Genomic DNA, 17,820 nt, shown 5'->3' on the forward strand with positions numbered 1-17,820 from the left:
ACGACATAAAGGGCAGATTGTCATGAACACAATAATGGCGGCGACGGGTTTTCTGACCGGCTATATCGTGCCCTTCATCCTGGTGCTTTCCCTGCTCGTTTTCGTCCATGAGATGGGGCATTACCTTGTCGGTCGCTGGTGCGGCATCCGCTCCACCGCATTCTCCATCGGCTTTGGCCCGGAGCTGATCGGTTTCACCGACAAGCGCGGCACGCGATGGAAACTTTCCGCAATTCCTCTCGGCGGCTATGTCAAGTTCTTCGGCGACGAAGATGCGGCGAGCAAGCCGGATAGTTCCGGCCTGACGCAGATGTCGCTTGAGGAGAGGGCGCAGACGCTTTCCGGCGCTAAGCTGTGGAAAAGGGCGGCGACGGTTGCCGCCGGACCTATCGCCAACTTCATTCTCGCCATTCTCATCTTCGCGGTCCTGTTCGGTGTCTACGGCCGGATGATCGCCGATCCGGTCGTGGCGGAAGTGCGTGAAAACAGCGCGGCTGCGGCCGCCGGAGTGCACCCCGGTGACCGCCTCGTTGCGATCGACGGTGAAAAGGTGAAGACGTTCGAGGACGTACGCCGTTATGTCGGCATCCGTCCAGGTACGCCGATCACCGTGACCGTCGAAAGGGCAGGCGAGGAGCTGAAGCTGCCGATGGTTCCGACCCGCACCGAAACCACGGACCAGTTCGGCAACAAGCTGGAAATGGGAATCATCGGCATTGTCACCGACCAGAATAGCGGCAATTTCCGCCACATCGAGTATTCGCCGTCGCAGGCGCTGCTTGAGGGCGTGCGTGAAACGGGCCACGTCATCACCGGTACTTTCAACTACATCGGTAACCTCGTGACCGGGCGCATGAACGCCGATCAACTGGGCGGTCCCGTCCGCGTCGCACAGGCTTCGGGCCAGATGGCGACGCTCGGTATTTCGGCCGTCATCCAGCTTGCAGCGGTTCTTTCCGTATCGATCGGTCTTTTGAACCTGATGCCTGTGCCGGTTCTGGACGGCGGACATCTGGTGTTTTATGCAATCGAGGCCATCCGCGGCAGACCGCTTGGCGCCGGTGCGCAGGAGGTTGCGTTCCGTATCGGCATGGCAATGATTTTGGGTCTTATGGTTTTTGCAACATGGAATGATATCAGCAGCTTGATTGGCTGAGGATAGTGTTTTAACGGTTTTGTTAGTCGATTGTTTACCCTGTTTTTATCCCGAAGTGGCGAATGCGCCACTCTGGATCACGAAGTAAACAGAATTTAACGTTCTGACTTGCTTGTAGGGGAAAAGCAGGTAAAACGACGCACATGGCCGGAGTCGGGTTCCGCCCGCTGAGGGACAACGTAAAAAGGTAAGAATTGAAATGAAGGCTGGTTCAAGATTTTTGAACGCGGTGTCGGCGGTTGCGCTGTCTGCTGGTGTTTCTTCGGTTGCGGGCCTCGGCGTGCTTGTCTCTGCTGGTGTTGCGAATGCAGCCGTCATCAGCAAGATTGATGTTCGCGGCGCTGAGAGATCCGGTGCGGACTCCGTACGCTCCAACATTACCATTGCGCCGGGTAAGAACTTTTCCAATTCAGACATCGATGAATCGGTGAAGCGTCTTTACGCCACCGGTTACTTCTCGAATGTCTCCATGCGCGTTTCCGGCAGCACGCTGGTTGTAACGGTCAACGAAAACCAGCTCGTCAATCAGGTGGTTTTCAACGGCAACCGCAAGATCAAGGACGACAAGCTCGCTGGCGTCGTGCAGACCCAGCCGCTCGGCCCGTTCAATCAGGCAATCGTCACTGCCGATATCGCGCGCATCAAGGAAGCCTATTCCGCGATCGGCCGCAGCGACGTCGAGATCACCACCCAGACCGTTTCCGTTGGTCAGGGCCGTGTGAACATCGCTTTCGTCATTAACGAAGGCGAGCGCACGAAGATCGGCCGCATCGATTTTGTCGGCAACAATTCCTATAGCGACGGTCGTCTGGCCGCTGTCATCAATACCAAGAAGTCCAATATGCTGTCGTTCCTGACACGCAAGGACGTCTATAACGAGGACAAGCTGCGCGCCGACGAAGAGGCGCTGCGCCAGTTCTACTACAACCGTGGTTATGCCGACTTCCGGGTCGTGTCGTCCGACGCGGTGCTTGATGAGTCCAAGAACGAATACACCATCTCCATCACGGTCGACGAAGGCAAGAAGTACGACTTCGGCAACGTCGCAGTCGAATCGACTGTTCCGGGTGTTGACGGCTCCGAACTTCAGGGTCTCGTGGAAACCCGCCAGGGCGCAAGCTACAGCGCCAAGGAAGTCCAGCAGAGCATGGAAGCGATTTCCAAGCGCGTTGCCGGTGAGGGTTATCCTTTCGCCCGTGTAACGCCGCGCGGCGACCGCGATATGTCTGGTAACACCATCGGTGTGACCTATATCGTCGATCAGGGCGAGCGCGCCTATGTCGAGCGTATCGAAATCCGTGGCAACACGCGTACGCGTGACTACGTCATTCGCCGCGAGTTCGATATTTCCGAAGGCGATGCTTTCAACCAGACGGTCATTACGGCTGCCAAGCGCCGTCTTGAAGCGCTCGGTTATTTCTCGAAGGTCAATGTCTCGACTGCCGGCGGCAGCGCGCCTGACCGCGTCGTCATCGTTGTCGACGTGGAAGATCAGTCGACAGGTTCGTTCGGTATCGGTGCGGGTTACTCGCAGAACGATGGTGTGCTGCTTGAAGCATCGATCGAAGAGAAGAACTTCCTCGGTCGTGGCCAGTACATTCGTCTCGCCGCCGGTGCGGGTGAAGACGATGCACGCAGCTACACGCTGTCCTTCACCGAGCCGTATTTCCTTGGTTATCGTCTGGCCGCAGGTTTCGACCTGTTCAAGAGCCAGAGCCGTAGCGAAGACTATTACGATTACGACGAGCAGGGCTTCGCACTGCGCGTGACGGCGCCGATCACCGAGAACCTCTCGACGACGTTCAAGTACACCTACAAGCAGCTCAACTATGACGGTGAGGGCGATTGGGAAACCGGCAGCAATCTTGCCGAACCCTATAAGGCTCTGATCCGTGGCGGTGACTGGACGCAGTCCATCATCTCGAACACGCTGAACTACAATACGCTCGACGACCGCAACATGCCGCGCGAAGGCTGGCAGGCTGCCTTGACGAACGAATTTGCAGGCCTCGGCGGCGATTCCGAATATTACAAGATCTACGCCAAGGCGCGCTTCTACTACACGCTTTCGGACGAGTACGATGTTATCGGCTCGCTCACCGGTCAGGCGGGTCACGTTGTTCCGACGGGCGACAATCTGCTGGTATTCGATCAGTTCAAATTCGGCGGTCGTCAGGTTCGCGGCTTCAAGAACGATGGTATTGGCCCACGTATCGGTTCCGACTCCATCGGCGGCACGACCTACTTCGCGGCTTCTGCTGAAGTCACGGCTCCGATGCCTGGTGTTCCTGAAGATTTCGGTCTCCGTCTCGCTGGTTTCGTCGATGCCGGTACGCTGTACGGCAACAAGGTTGCCAACAGCGCAGGCGTGAAGGATGACAACTCCATCCGCGCATCCGCCGGTATCGGCGTGATGTGGGCATCGCCCTTCGGCCCGATCCGCGTCGACTACGCGGTTCCGATCGCCAAGGAAGACTACGATGAGGAACAGCGTTTCCGGTTTGGCATGTCCAACACTTTCTGATATCGGCAGTCCAGAACTGCAACTTTGAACGTTCTGGAGTGTCCGGCTAATGGAATACAACGCGTTTTTTCCGCCCCACGAGGGACTGCGATTGAAAGACATCGCAGACCGTTTTGGGGCGGAACTGTCTGATGAGGCGGCTGGAGAACGGATCATCAGGTCTGTTGCGCCGGTCTACCGGGCAAAACCCGACCAGCTCTGCTATATTCTTTCGCGAAAGAACCGCGATGAGTTGCCGACCTGTGAGGCCGGCGCCGTCATTTGTGACGCCGCACTTGCGGATATGCTGCCATCTCACATCCCGGCGCTGATATCGAAAAACCCGCACACGCTTTTTGCGCAGGTAGGTGCCTTGTTGCATCCCGCCGCGATGCGTCCCGGTACGATTGTCGTGATGGAAGCTGAAGTTTCCCATACCGCGCATGTCGATCCGTCTGCAAAGCTGGAAGCTGGCGTGATTGTCGAGCCGCTTGCCGTGATTGGCGCTGGTGCCCATATCGGCGCCGGTACGCGGATCGGGCCTGGCGTCATCATCGGCGCGGATGTTCAGGTGGGGCGTGATTGCACGATTGCCGGCGGCGCGAGCATTCTTGCCGCTCTCATCGGGAACAATGTGATTATTCACAACGGCGCACGCATCGGTCAGGACGGGTTCGGTTATGCGCCCGGTCCGCGCGGCATGCTGAAGATCGTGCAGATCGGCCGGGTTATCATTCAGGATAATGTCGAGATCGGCGCCAATACGACGATCGACCGTGGCACCATGGACGATACGGTCATCGGCGAAGGTACCAAGATCGACAATCAGGTTCAGATTGGCCACAACGTCCGCATCGGCCGCCATTGCGGCATCGTCAGCAAGGTCGGCATTGCGGGCAGCACCCGCATCGGCGATGGTGTGATGATCGGTGGCGCGGCGGGTATCAACGGCCATATCACCATTGGTGACGGCGTGCAGATTGCGGCGATGAGCGGTGTTGTCGCCGACGTTCCGGCCGGCGCCCGTTATGGTGGGACGCCAGCGCGTCCGATGAAGTATTTCCTGCGCGACATGGCCGATATTCTGGCGCGCGCTGAAGGGCGTGATAAAAAAACAGGAGAAAAAAACGATGGCTGAAGAAACCAAGACGACGCTCGGCGCGGCTGACATTCTGGAAGTCATGAAGCTTTTGCCGCATCGTTACCCGTTCTTGCTCATCGACAAGATCATCGAGATCGATGGTAATAATTCGGCGATTGGCATCAAGAACGTGACGGTCAACGAACCGCATTTCACCGGTCATTTCCCGGATCGCCCGATCATGCCGGGCGTTTTGATCGTCGAGGCCATGGCTCAGACAGCAGGTGCGATCTGCGCCCGCAGCCAGGGTGAGGGCGGTTATCTCGTCTATTTCATGACCATCGACAATGCGCGCTTCCGCAGACCCGTCGTTCCCGGCGATCGTCTGGAAATTCACGTGGTCAAGCAGCGCCAGCGAGGCAATGTCTTCAAATTTCATTGCGAGGCCAAGGTCGAAGGCGCGCTGGTGGCGGAAGCTGACGTCGGCGCGATGATGATCCCCGAGGACCAGCAATGAGCACTATCGCGGCTTCGGCAAAAATTCACCCGACCGCTGTTGTCGAAGACGGCGCGGTAATCGGTGAAAATGTCGTCATCTGTGCCCAGAGCTATGTCGGCGCGAAAGTCACGCTGCAAGACGAGGTAACGCTGCACAATCACGCCGTCGTCTCCGGTCTTACCGTCATTGGCCGTGGTTCGGTCATCCATCCAATGGCCGTTATTGGCGGTACACCGCAGGCGATTCGCCACGATGGCTCGGAAACGACGCTCGAGATCGGTGCGCGCTGCATCATGCGCGAAGGCGTGACGATGAATGCGGGCAGTTCCGACGGCAGCGGCAAGACGATTGTCGGCGATGACAACCTGTTCCTCGCCAATTCGCACGTAGCGCATGATTGTCGCCTCGGCAGCCATATCATCCTGTCGAACAATGTGATGCTGGCGGGACATGTCACCATCGAGGACCGCGCCATCCTGGGCGGCGGCTGTGCCGTGCACCAGTTCACCCGAATCGGTCGTCAGGCCTTTATAGGTGGGTTGTCGGCGGTCAATTATGACGTCATTCCCTATGGCATGCTGAACGGTAATCCCGGCATTCTCGGTGGGCTGAATGTCGTTGGCATGACGCGTTCCGGTATCGACCGCGCGGATATTCACAAGGTCAGGCGCGTCTTCAAGCAGATATTCGAAGGCGAAGGCGCCATCCGCAGCAATGCGGCTGCGATTGACCGCGCAGAATATCTCGATTGCCCCCAGGTCATCGAAATCCTCGATTTCATCGGTGCGGATAGCGACCGCGCGCTTTCCTCGCCAAACCGTGGCAAGTGAGCCGTGACAGGCGGCGGGCGTCTCGCCATCGTAGCCGGAAGCGGCCAGCTGCCGCTGCATGTCGCGGCGGCCGCGCGCGAGATGGGGGAGAACCCCTTCATTGTACAGCTGCGCGATGATTCCCAGTTTGACTGGAGCGGTTTCGACAATGCGGTGATCAGCGTCGGCGATGTCGCCGGGCTCGGTCGCCTGCTGCGCGAAAACCAGGTGGACCGCGTCGTGCTTTCCGGCGCCGTAGCGCGGCGCCCGGAATGGCGGGAAATTCGTCCTACGATCGGCATATTGCTGAAACTGCCATCCATCGTCCGCACCCTGCTGTCGAGCGGCGATGACGCCGTTTTGCAGATGGTCATCAAGGTCATCGGCACGCTCGGTGCAAAAGTCATTGGTGCCCACGAGATCGCACCCGGTCTGCTTGCGACGACCGGCCCTTTCGGTGCGCATAAACCTGCTGAAGATGATCTGCGCGACATACGCAAGGCCGCGCAGGCCGCACTGGCACTCGGCACGCTTGATGTCGGGCAGGGCGCAGTCGCCGTTGGCGGCCGTATCGTTGCACTGGAGGGCGTGGAGGGTACAGACGCGATGCTGGCGCGTGTTGCGGCATTGCGCGCCGAGGGCCGCATCTCGCCCCGTCGAAAGGGTGTTTTGGTGAAGCTCTGCAAACCGCAGCAGGATATCCGCGCTGACCTGCCGACCATCGGCGTGGAAACGGTGGAGAACGCGCATAAAGCCGGGCTTGCGGGGATCGCCGTTGAAGCCGGACGCGCGCTGGTACTTGATCGAGATGAGATGTTGAAGGCGGCAGATCAGGCCGGCATATTCGTCTGCGGTATTGATACGTCACTCGGTGAAGACATGATGGGCGGAGACATGGTGGGATGACGGCAACATTGAAGGTGGCGGTTATAGCCGGCGAGGTATCCGGCGATCTTCTGGGCGCCGATCTCATCCGGTCCCTGAAAGGCCATTACTCGGGTTCTATAGAGCTGATGGGCGTCGGCGGTGAGGCTCTGGAGGCACAGGGGCTGGTTTCGCTGTTCGATTATTCCGAACTCTCCATCATGGGCTTCACGCAGGTTCTGAAGAAGCTGCCGAAGCTGATTTCGCGGATCAACCAGACTGCGCAGGCAATCATTGTCGCCAAGCCGGATATTCTGCTGATCATCGACAGCCCGGATTTCACCCATCGTGTTGCGAAAAAAGTCCGCAAACAATTGCCGCATCTGCCGGTCGTCAATTATGTCTGCCCCAGCGTCTGGGCGTGGAAGGAATATCGCGCCACTGCGATGTTGTCCTATGTCGATCACGTTCTGGCCCTGCTTCCATTCGAGCCGGAGGCGATGCGGCGTCTCGGCGGCCCGCCGACAACCTTTGTCGGCCATCGCCTCAGCGTCGATCAAGATGTGCTCTCCGTGCGGCAGAGGCGGGCTGAGCGGCCCCTGCCTGCCAATGGCGAACCGAAAACCATTCTGCTCCTGCCGGGGTCACGTTCCACCGAAACGACCCGGTTGATGGAGCCGTTTCAGGAGGCCGCAAAAGCCTATGTCGAGCGCAACGGCCCGACGAAGTTTCTGCTGCCGACAGTGCCGCGCCAAGAAAACCGCATCCGCGAACTGGCAGCAACATGGCCGCAGGATATCAGGCCTGAAATCGGCATCGATCCCGCCTTCAAGTGGAATGCATTTGCGCGCGCCGATGCGGCGATTGCCGCCTCAGGCACCGTTATTCTCGAACTCGCGCTCGTCGGCGTACCAACCATATCGGTCTACAAGACCGACTGGATTTTCACGATTCTGAGCAAGCGGGTGAAAACCTGGACAGGTGCGCTTCCGAACCTGATTGCCGACTATGTCGTGGTGCCGGAATATTTCAACGAGGTGGTACGGGCAGGGTCGATGCTGCGCTGGGCCGAGCGGCTCTCATCCGACACCACCGAACGGCGGGCGATGCTGGAAGGCTATGCTCTGGTGCAGGAGCGTTTGCACACCGAAGTGCCTCCTGGCGAAACCGGCGCCCTTATCCTTCTCGATGTGCTGAACAGCCGCAAGCAGCAAGGCTGAACCGGCAGCGATCCTGTCTGCTTCTTAGGGTCGGCAGGGCAGGTTTCGCTATTCTTCTCGATGATCATATCCAACAAAAAAGCCGGCGGATAAAACCCGCCGGCTTTTTTATATTGGTTGGTTTCCCGGCTTAACGCTTGGAAACCGGAACGTAGTCACGCTTGCCGGCGCCCGTGTAGAGCTGACGCGGACGGCCGATGCGCTGCTGCGGATCCTCGATCATTTCGTTCCACTGCGCGATCCAGCCGACGGTGCGGGCCAGTGCGAACAGCACGGTAAACATGGTCGTTGGGAAGCCAAGCGCCTTCAGCGTGATACCCGAATAGAAGTCGACGTTCGGGTACAGCTTCTTCTCGACGAAATAAGGATCGGAAAGAGCGATCTTTTCAAGTTCGAGCGCGACCTGCATGATCGGATCATCGGAGTTGCCTGTGGCTTCCAGCACTTCGTACATCGTCTTCTGCATGATCTTGGCGCGCGGGTCGTAGTTCTTGTACACGCGGTGGCCAAAGCCCATCAAGCGGAACGGATCGTTCTTGTCCTTGGCGCGGGCAATATATTCCGGAATGCGGTCAACCGTGCCGATTTCGTTGAGCATGTTGAGCGCCGCTTCGTTGGCGCCGCCATGTGCCGGACCCCAGAGGCAGGCGATGCCCGCTGCAATACAGGCGAACGGGTTTGCACCCGACGAACCGGCAAGACGCACCGTGGAGGTGGAAGCGTTCTGCTCGTGATCCGCATGCAGGATGAAGATGCGGTCCATGGCGCGAGCCAGAACCGGATCGACCTTGTACTCTTCGCAAGGCACGGCAAAGCACATGTGCAGGAAGTTGGAAGCGTAATCGAGGTCGTTCTTCGGGTAAACGAAGGGCTGGCCGATATGGTACTTGTAGGCCATGGCGGCGATCGTCGGCATTTTCGCGATCATCCGCAGCGAAGCGACCATGCGCTGGTGCGGATCCGTAATATCCGTCGAGTCGTGATAGAAGGCCGAGAGAGCGCCGACCGTGCCGCACATGACGGCCATCGGATGTGCGTCGCGACGGTAGCCGGTGAAGAAGCGGCTCATCTGCTCATGCACCATGGTGTGGCGCGTTACGCGGGTGTCGAAGTCCTTCTTCTGCGCAGCCGTCGGCAATTCGCCGTAAAGCAGCAGATAGCAGGTTTCCAGGAAGTCGCCCTGTTCGGCAAGCTGCTCGATGGGGAAGCCGCGGTGCAGGAGAACGCCTTCGTCACCATCGATATAGGTGATCTTGGATTCGCAGGAGGCTGTCGAGGTGAAGCCGGGGTCGTAGGTGAAGGAGCCCGTGTGCTTGTACAGCGTGGCGATATCGACGACGCTTGGTCCAATCGTGCCTTCCCTGACCGGGAGTTCGACCTGTTTTTCGCCAAGTGTCACTGTAGCGCTTTTTTCCGTCATACTGATCCTCCGAAAACATGCGGGTGGGGGCGTTGAGATACGCCCCGCGGTTAAGCGTCTACCGATTAGCTATATGATCCTTGCGCCGATGCCAAGCTATCCAAAGGTCAAATTGTGCATTGCGGCAAACGCAATCGCGTTGCTTCAGGCTTTCCCGGCAGCAGCAATTCAATCTCGGTCAACGCATCGTTAAAGTAAAGGATTGCAATCCCCAGCGCTGGTCTGCAAACCTGTTTTTGGTGCGGCAAGGGGCGGTGGGGATTGCTCGGTCAAGGGGAAAAACAGCATTTCGGATATGCTAAAACGATGCAGGGAGACATGCCCGGCACGCGCGAAATTCTGTTTCCTCTCCGCCGAAGCAGTGATGCGGCAACATATGACACCCCCGCCATTATTCCCGACATTAACCGCAACACTACCGTGGCGGAAAAAATCGCCACATGTCTGGCCGAGGAGCGCGCATTCGGCCACGATTTTCTTTTCATTCCCGTCTCTATCGGCTGCGGCGCGGTACTCTGGTTTTCTCTAGATGCCACGCCTTCCCCGGTCGTTTTGATTGCTACATTTCTTTTTGTCGCCGTTCTGGCGCTCTTTGTGAGATATAAAGCTGGCATTGCGGCGGCGGTTTGCGGCCCTTTCGCTTTTCTATTGCTCGGCATGCTTCTGGCCGATTTCGAAACCCGACTGGCAGGGACCGTGGTGCTGGATACCCCCGTCACAACCACCATCACCGGCACCGTGGCGCGCCGGGAGGTCGATGCACGCGGCTACTGGCGATATGTCGTCGATCTGACCGCAACAGCGGACCCGACATTGTCGCGTCCGCCGCAGAGGATATCGGTGCTTTCGCGTGGCGGAGGCGAGCCGATCGCAATCGGCGCCACCCTTCGCGGCAAGGTCCGCCTCTCGCCGCCATCCGGCCCCGCCTTGCCGGGACTGAACGACTTCGCCTTCACGTCCTATTTCAGAGGCATAGGCGCGACCGGTTTCTTTTATAAATCACCGCAAACGCTAGTGTCACCTGTTGGTGACGCAAGGCCTGACAAGGGTTGGTTGGAATGGGCCGATATGCGGCTTTACGGCCTTCGCAGCGCAATTGCCGAACGCATCCGCACCACCATCGGCGGTGATGCCGGAGCCTTCGCCGCCTCCATCATCACCGATGAGAGACAGGCTATATCGGCGGAGACGATGGAGGCGTTGCGGCTCTCCGGCCTTGCCCATATCGTTGCCATATCCGGGCTCAACATGGCACTGGCCTCCGGCATATTCTTTGTTGGCCTGAGACTGGCCTTCAGCCTGTTTCCCGCCTTTGCGCAGCGCTGGCCGGTCAAGAAGATCGCGGCTTTCGCGGCACTGCTGATGACGCTCGCCTATTATCTGATTTCCGGTTTTGCCGTTTCCGCCGAGCGTGCCTGGCTAATGATGTCTGTGATGCTGATTGCGGTCCTTTTCGATCAACCATCACTCAGCCTCAGAAACGTTGCCATTTCCGCCCTGATCATTCTGGTTTTCTCGCCCTCGGAAATCATGGGCCCGAGTTTTCAGATGTCATTTGCGGCTACCATAGCGCTTGTTTCGGCCTATGCCTTCTGGAGCCGTTGGCGCACGGATCGCGAGCGGCTGTTCATCGGGCGCAAGCCCGCATGGCTGAAGGTAGCGGAAATGATGGGCGCGGTCATTGGCGGCGTTGTCACGACGTCGCTAATCGGGGGCCTTTCGACGGCGATCTATTCGGCCGAACATTTTCACCGTGTCACCACCTATGGACTGTTCGCCAATCTGGCTGCGATGCCGCTCATGTCGCTGATCGTCATGCCATTCGCTCTTCTCGCCATGCTGCTGATGCCCTTCGGGCTCGATGCGCTGTTCCTGAAGATCATGGGTTATGGCATGGCACTCGTCATCGAGGTCGCAAACGAGGTGGCCTCCTGGGGCGGCAGCGCAGCGACTGGGCGTCCGCATGGCTGGTTTATCGGTTTGGCTTCGGTGGGTTTCCTGCTGCTGACATTGCTGCGCAGCCGGCTTGCACTTCTTGGCATCCCGTTTCTGCTCTTCGCCTTCGGCGTGTCGGCAGTTACGGCCTATCGTGATCTGCCGGATCTATTGATTCACGAGGACGGTGAATTGGTGGCACTCCTGGAGGACGGCAAGGTCTCCACCACAAAAGCCCGTCCGCAGGGCTTCGTTTACGGCCAGTGGCAAAGGGCGCTGCTGCTGCCGGAAAAAACCGTGCCGCCGGGTTTCATAAATGGTGAGAGCACGGCAAATACTGCTGGTTCTGACTTGAGATCGAAACTATCACCGGAAGACATGGCTGTGGTGGTGCGCGAGATGACGGCGGCGCTCAAAGACGCCGAAGCTGGCGTCTTCACCTGCAGGAAAGACATATGGTGCGTAGCGAGCGCCGCAAGCGGAGAGTGGATCGTCGTTCTGGAAGATGGCCGCTTCGCCGGAAAAGCCTGCGATATTGCCGATATCGTCGTTGTTTCCCGCAGAACCTCTTTTTCGCAGTGCCGCTCGGGTGCACTCCTGCTCAGCCGTGACATCTTGCGGCGTCTCGGTTCTGTGGAAATAGATTTTGCCAACAAGAGGGAGGAGGGTGTGGCGAGCGGGCTGCGCGCCGCAATCGCCGGAACGGATAGGCCCTGGAGCCAGCACCGTTATTACGACTGGAAGAGCGGACGTTTCGACCGTGATCTGCCGCAGCCCATCATCCGGCTGCTGGCGGCGTCGCAATGACCGCCGCCAACGTAGAACATCAGGCCGTTGCGCGCAGATCTTCAGTCAATTCGCCGATCTCGCCAACTTCCTCTTCATGACCAGCGTCGCGCCAGCTCTCCTTCAAACCGGCCTCGTACCATTCTTGCATGGCAGGCAGGGCTAGCAGCCGGTCGCAATAGGCTTTCGCTGCTGGCGAAAGATCCGCGCTGCCATAGGTCTGGAAACGGAATGCAACCGGGCAGAAGAAAGCATCGACCGCCGTGAACTTTTGACCGGCAAGATACGGCCCGCCGAATTTCGTGAGACCCTCGCTCCACAACGCATCGATCCGCTTTATATCGGCCTTAAGCCCGGCATCGCCACCCCTGGGTTTGACCCGAATGCCCACCGACATGGGATAGAGATTGCGCAGCGAGGAAAAGCCGGCATGCATCTCACTTGCGGCCGAACGCGACCAGGCCCTCGCATGCTTGTCGCTTGCCCAGACGCCCTGGTGTCTTTCGGCAAGATATTCGACGATCGAAAGCGTTTCCCAAACCGTCATACCCTCGTCGACCAGGCAGGGCACCTTGCCCGTCGGCGAAAAGGAGGAAAAGGAGACGCCTTCGCCGAACGGAATGAGCTTTTCATCAAAGGCGATACCGAGCGTGCGCATCAATACCCACGGCCGCAGCGACCATGAAGAATAGTTCTTGTTGGCTATATAAAGATCGTACATGGCGTATCTCCCGGATATGACGCGCATTTCTACACCTGCCAAGCGTTCATGGAATATCGAAAATTATCCATGGCTCCCATAAACGCCGTTGATGGATGGTGATGTGGGGTCGCTGAGAGCGCGCCTCGCGATAAGTCACCCTTTGGTGACCAGTAAGAACTGACTGCGCAACACGACAGAACAACGTCGCTAAAAAACAGCGGATGGGATCGTTTCGACAACTAAGGCGAGCGGACCACTCGCCGCCACGCCTGTAGCGAAACCGAAGCATCTTTATGGAGCAGGAGCTCAGTTTAGAAAGGGCAACGCGCATAGGCTGAATGGCGCATATCCTCGTGCACCCGCAAAAGCACGCCACGTTTGGAAACAGCCAAACCAAATATAGGCGCCATCTTCACGATGACGCCTATTGTAAAGTGAATACGTTCGGTTCGATAAGATCAATGGTAGCGGCGGATCAGCCCCACCAGCTTGCCCTGAATTTTCACCCGGTCCGGCCCGAAGATACGGGTCTCATAGGCTGGGTTTGCCGCCTCGAGCGCAATGGAGGCTCCCTTGCGGCGGAAGCGCTTCAGCGTGGCTTCCTCGTCATCCACCAGAGCCACAACGATATCCCCGGGATTGGCGGTGTTGCCGTTGCGGATGATGACTGTGTCGCCGTCGAAAATGCCGGCCTCAATCATCGAATCACCCTTGACCTCAAGAGCGTAATGTTCGCCCGTGCCAAGCATGTCTACTGGCACGGCCACATCATGGGTGTTGTTCTGAATGGCGGAAATCGGCACGCCCGCAGCGATGCGGCCCATGACCGGTACGGTGACAGCCCCGCCCAGATCATTGGCCGGCGTCTTGGGCGCAGGGGCCGGTTCCGGCGTCTTGGGCTTGCCAAGGCTGCCTTCGATAACGCTTGGCGAAAAGCCGCGCTGCGGCCTTGCGCCCGGCGTATAAGCCTCGGGCAGCTTGATGACTTCCAGTGCCCGAGCCCTATTCGGTAGCCGACGAATGAACCCGCGCTCTTCGAGAGCGGTTATCAGGCGGTGGATGCCGGATTTCGAAGCAAGATCGAGTGCGTCCTTCATTTCATCGAAGGAGGGCGGCACGCCGGACTCTTTCATTCGTTCATGAATGAAGAGAAGCAATTCCTGCTGTTTGCGCGTGAGCATGAGGAAAACACCCTTTAGAATCGTAGTGGAAGTCGCGAAACAAATACAGAACGAACACTATATGTTCCATATGTGTTCTGCAATCCCCTAAAATTTCGTGAAGGTGCCATCTGTTGCTGTGATGATTTGCCTCATAGCACGCAATTGTGCTTTTGTGCGGTCGAAACCGTCCCGGCATGCCCCGGGCGGAAGGCCAGCAGAATACATGTCATGACGAAACCCTATAGCGTTGACCATCTCGTTTTGCCCGTGGAAGTCATAGGCGTCGCCGTGAAGCGCCTCGTCAGTCTTGGCTTTACGGTTGCGCCGGAGGCTCTGCATCCTTTCGGCACCCAAAATGCCTGCGTATTTTTCGCCGATGGCACCTATCTGGAGCCGCTCGCAATTGCTGATCCGGCTAAATATAATGCCTCGATAGAGAGGGGTGATGTGTTTACCGGCAGGGATGTGGCCTTCCGGCAACGGGACGGGCAGGAGGGTTTTTCGGCTCTTGTCGCCAGGACTGAAGACGCCTTGGTTGACCATGAGCGGTTTCGGGCAGCCGGTCTTTGGGCGGGCGATGTTTTCGAGTTTTCGCGGCCTGTTCGGATGCCGGATGGCTCGCAAGGCGAGGCGGCGTTCCGGCTGGCTTTTGCGGCAAGCGGGGCGGTCGCGGATTTCTTTCTGTTCAGTTGTCAGCGGCTTCAAGCCCTGCCGGGCGATCGCACCATGCTGGAGCGCCACGCCAATGGTGTCACCGGCCTCAGTGAAATCGTCCTGTTTTCCGGCGGCGATGTGAAGGTGGCGGGCCTGATCGAGACAGTGTTTGGCTGTGAAGGCAAATGGTCTCCGGGCGGTGATATGGTTTTCTCGACCGGCAATGCCAGCATCAGATTGACCGGAAAACCGGCTTTCGGCGGGCAGGCCCTGAGTGCTCACGATGGCAACGAAGGCGGATTGCGTGGCGCGGGCATCGTCTTTTCGTCACACGATCTTGCCGTGACAGAAGCGGTGCTTGCTGCTAATGGCGTGTCCTGCGCAAAAGCGGACGGCCGTCTGGTGGTGCCCGCAGCACCCGGTCAGGGTGTTGCCTTCGCCTTCGAGGAAAAATGATGAGCGTTACGAACAATCTTAAAGTCACTGCCGGCGACGGCGCCAGCAAGGTTTCCTTCTCGAATACCGAGCGGTTTTCGCTGATTGCCGGCCCCTGCCAGATGGAAAGCCGCGAACATTCCTTCATGATCGCTGGCGTCCTGAAGGAGCTTTGCGACAAGCTTGGAATAGGGCTTGTCTACAAGTCTTCTTTCGACAAGGCGAACCGCACTTCGCTTTCCGGCAAACGCGGCATCGGCCTGGATAATGCGATGCAGGTTTTTGCCGATCTCAAGAAGGAATTCGGTTTTCCTGTTCTGACCGACATCCACACGGAAGAGCAATGCGCCATCGTTTCCGAGGTGGTGGACGTGCTGCAGATTCCGGCGTTCCTCAGCCGCCAGACCGATCTTCTCGTTGCCGCCGCCAAAACCGGCCGCGTCATCAACGTCAAGAAAGGCCAGTTTCTGGCGCCCTGGGACATGAAGAACGTGCTTGCCAAGCTCAATGAGAGCGGCAATCCGAATGTGATGTTGTGCGAGCGCGGCGCGTCCTTCGGTTACAACACGCTGGTTTCCGACATGCGCTCGTTGCCGATCATGGCAGCGCTCGGCGCACCTGTCGTGTTCGACGCCACCCATTCGGTGCAGCAGCCGGGCGGGCAGGGCGGCTCCACAGGTGGCCAGCGCGAATTCGTCGAGACGTTGGCGCGTGCGGCCGTTGCGGTTGGCGTGGCTGGCCTCTTCATCGAGACCCATGAGGATCCGGACAATGCGCCGTCAGACGGCCCTAACATGGTCCACCTGAAGGACATGCCGAAACTGCTCGAAAAGCTTCTGGCTTTCGACGCGATTACGAAAGCCTGATCGGCTGACCGTTACGGCGGGCACTTTTGTGCCAATCGATTTTAATGGCGGGCGGGCCGTTTCCGCTGCCCACCGTCATTGTAATTTCTTCGCCATCGTCTAAGACAGGCGACGGAAAATATCTGTTCCATTCCCAAGGGAGAGACCATGACTGCCATTACCGATATCATCGCGCGCGAAATCCTCGACAGCCGCGGCAATCCGACCGTTGAAGTCGACGTTTATCTCGAAGACGGCTCCATGGGCCGTGCCGCCGTTCCCTCCGGCGCCTCCACCGGCGCGCATGAGGCGGTTGAGCTGCGCGATGGCGGCAAGCGTTATCTCGGCAAGGGCGTGGAAAAGGCGGTCGAAGCCGTCAATACGGAAATCTTCGACGCCATCGGCGGTTTCGACGCTGAAAACCAGATCCAGATCGACCAGATGATGATCGCGCTCGACGGCACGCCGAACAAGTCGCGCATCGGCGCCAACGCCATCCTCGGCGTGTCGCTCGCCGTTGCGAAGGCTGCCGCTGAAGCCTCCGGCCTGCCGCTTTACCGTTATGTCGGCGGCCCGAACGCGCATCTGCTGCCGGTTCCGATGATGAACATCATCAACGGCGGCGCGCATGCCGATAACCCCATCGACTTCCAGGAATTCATGATCCTGCCGGTCGGCGCAGAAAATATTCGCGAAGCCGTGCGCATGGGCTCCGAAGTCTTCCATACGCTGAAAAAAGAACTGTCCGCACAGGGCCACAACACCAATGTCGGCGATGAGGGCGGTTTTGCACCGGGTCTCGAAAGCGCGCCGGCAGCACTCGATTTCATCATGAAGTCGATCGAAAAGGCTGGCTACCGTCCGGGCGACGACATGTTCATCGGTCTCGACTGTGCCGCGACCGAATTCTTCAAGAACGGCAATTACGTTTATGAAGGCGAAGGCAAGACCCGTTCGCCGATCGAGCAGGCCGAATACCTGGCCGAGCTCGTGGCGAAATATCCGATCATCTCCGTCGAAGACGGCATGGCTGAAGACGACTGGGATGGCTGGAAGGCGCTGACCGATCTCATTGGCAACAAGTGCCAGCTGGTGGGCGACGATCTTTTCGTCACCAACTCTGCCCGCCTTCGCGACGGTATCAAGATGGGTGTCGCCAACTCCATCCTCGTCAAGGTCAACCAGATCGGTTCGCTTTCCGAGACGCTGGACGCAGTCGAAACGGCGCACAAGGCAGGTTACACCGCCGTCATGTCGCACCGTTCGGGCGAAACGGAAGATTCCACCATCGCCGATCTCGCTGTTGCAACCAACTGCGGTCAGATCAAGACCGGTTCGCTTGCCCGTTCCGACCGGCTCGCAAAGTACAACCAGCTTATCCGCATTGAAGAGATGCTGGGCCCACAGGCTGCTTACGCCGGCCGTTCGATCCTGCGCGGATAATTCGCGTTCGGGTTTCGCGATATTGCCCGCCGCCTGGCGGGCCAGTCTCAGGGATGAGCGGTTTATCCGCACTGCTCACTCCTGAGTTGATCCGGGGTTCAGTCAGCCCAGGTCCCTGGGTTGAAAGGACGCTTTCCACGGCGAAGACGCGCTGTGGCTTGATGCCGGATCAAGCCCGGCATGACGAACTCTCTCTGATATCGTCGTCATTATTAGCCCGCCTCTGGCGGGCTTTTTTGCGTCTATCAGCCGCGCGGAATTTAAGGTCAACGGATAGTTAAACAATCCGCATTAGTCTCGAGAC

Annotated in this window: 14 protein-coding genes; 11 read left to right on the forward strand and 3 right to left on the reverse strand. The window is 58.4% G+C overall.

What is annotated here, in order from left to right; genetic code table 11:
* The first annotated feature begins 34 nt into the window (after positions 1–34).
* The 7 genes from rseP (at position 35) to lpxB (ending at position 8,132) form a co-directional block, all read left to right on the forward strand.
* Complete coding sequence (gene rseP / locus CRO62_RS24455) at positions 35–1,156, forward strand: RIP metalloprotease RseP (RefSeq protein WP_179784662.1); 1,122 nt, start codon at positions 35–37, stop codon at positions 1,154–1,156.
* Positions 1,157–1,355: 199 nt separating this feature from the next.
* Positions 1,356–3,680 carry an outer membrane protein assembly factor BamA gene (gene bamA, locus CRO62_RS24460; RefSeq protein ID WP_097102428.1) on the forward strand — a complete coding sequence of 775 codons (2,325 nt, stop codon included), beginning with the start codon at positions 1,356–1,358 and terminating at the stop codon, positions 3,678–3,680.
* A gap of 49 nt (positions 3,681–3,729) precedes the next feature.
* Positions 3,730–4,797: a UDP-3-O-(3-hydroxymyristoyl)glucosamine N-acyltransferase gene (gene lpxD / locus CRO62_RS24465; protein WP_003512851.1), complete on the forward strand. Its 1,068-nt coding sequence runs from the start codon at positions 3,730–3,732 to the stop codon at positions 4,795–4,797.
* Positions 4,790–5,257, forward strand: a complete 468-nt coding sequence (fabZ, locus tag CRO62_RS24470; protein ID WP_003512853.1) for a 3-hydroxyacyl-ACP dehydratase FabZ — start codon at positions 4,790–4,792, stop codon at positions 5,255–5,257. Before lpxD ends, fabZ begins: the two co-directional genes overlap by 8 nt.
* Complete coding sequence (gene lpxA / locus CRO62_RS24475) at positions 5,254–6,069, forward strand: acyl-ACP--UDP-N-acetylglucosamine O-acyltransferase (RefSeq protein ID WP_097102430.1); 816 nt, start codon at positions 5,254–5,256, stop codon at positions 6,067–6,069. Before fabZ ends, lpxA begins: the two co-directional genes overlap by 4 nt.
* A gap of 3 nt (positions 6,070–6,072) precedes the next feature.
* Positions 6,073–6,954, forward strand: a complete 882-nt coding sequence (locus CRO62_RS24480) for an LpxI family protein (RefSeq protein ID WP_065661058.1) — start codon at positions 6,073–6,075, stop codon at positions 6,952–6,954.
* Entirely contained in the window at positions 6,951–8,132 is a 1,182-nt protein-coding gene (lpxB, locus tag CRO62_RS24485) for a lipid-A-disaccharide synthase (protein ID WP_097102431.1), read from the forward strand. Before CRO62_RS24480 ends, lpxB begins: the two co-directional genes overlap by 4 nt.
* A gap of 130 nt (positions 8,133–8,262) precedes the next feature.
* Here lpxB and gltA read toward each other — a convergent pair whose 3' ends face one another.
* Positions 8,263–9,552 carry a citrate synthase gene (gene gltA / locus CRO62_RS24490; protein WP_003496202.1) on the reverse strand — a complete coding sequence of 430 codons (1,290 nt, stop codon included), beginning with the start codon at positions 9,550–9,552 and terminating at the stop codon, positions 8,263–8,265.
* 306 nt (positions 9,553–9,858) lie between these two features.
* On the opposite strand from gltA, the gene CRO62_RS24495 reads away from it, so the two are divergent.
* Positions 9,859–12,294 carry a ComEC/Rec2 family competence protein gene (locus tag CRO62_RS24495; protein ID WP_097102433.1) on the forward strand — a complete coding sequence of 812 codons (2,436 nt, stop codon included), beginning with the start codon at positions 9,859–9,861 and terminating at the stop codon, positions 12,292–12,294.
* Positions 12,295–12,313: 19 nt separating this feature from the next.
* Here the strand turns inward: CRO62_RS24495 and CRO62_RS24500 are convergent, their stop codons facing one another.
* Together CRO62_RS24500 and lexA are read right to left on the reverse strand one after the other, a co-directional pair.
* On the reverse strand, positions 12,314–12,994 hold the full coding sequence (locus CRO62_RS24500; RefSeq protein WP_097102435.1) for a glutathione S-transferase family protein: 681 nt from the start codon (positions 12,992–12,994) through the stop codon (positions 12,314–12,316).
* Positions 12,995–13,434: 440 nt separating this feature from the next.
* Complete coding sequence (gene lexA / locus CRO62_RS24505) at positions 13,435–14,157, reverse strand: transcriptional repressor LexA (protein WP_003512859.1); 723 nt, start codon at positions 14,155–14,157, stop codon at positions 13,435–13,437.
* Between the two features lie 210 nt (positions 14,158–14,367).
* Here lexA and CRO62_RS24510 point away from each other — a divergent pair, with 210 nt between their 5' ends.
* The 3 genes from CRO62_RS24510 to eno all read left to right on the forward strand — a co-directional run bounded on the left by CRO62_RS24510 (position 14,368) and on the right by eno (position 17,516).
* Positions 14,368–15,249: a VOC family protein gene (locus CRO62_RS24510; RefSeq protein WP_097102438.1), complete on the forward strand. Its 882-nt coding sequence runs from the start codon at positions 14,368–14,370 to the stop codon at positions 15,247–15,249.
* Positions 15,249–16,094, forward strand: coding sequence for a 3-deoxy-8-phosphooctulonate synthase (gene kdsA, locus CRO62_RS24515; protein WP_097102440.1), 846 nt, complete (start codon positions 15,249–15,251; stop codon positions 16,092–16,094). The genes CRO62_RS24510 and kdsA overlap by 1 nt, the downstream gene beginning before the upstream one ends.
* Positions 16,095–16,241: 147 nt before the next feature.
* On the forward strand, positions 16,242–17,516 hold the full coding sequence (gene eno, locus CRO62_RS24520; protein WP_003512870.1) for a phosphopyruvate hydratase: 1,275 nt from the start codon (positions 16,242–16,244) through the stop codon (positions 17,514–17,516).
* The last annotated feature ends 304 nt before the right edge of the window (positions 17,517–17,820 follow it).

Source organism: Rhizobium sp. AN6A (assembly GCF_900215635.1).
GTDB classification, from domain to species: domain Bacteria; phylum Pseudomonadota; class Alphaproteobacteria; order Rhizobiales; family Rhizobiaceae; genus Agrobacterium; species Agrobacterium tumefaciens.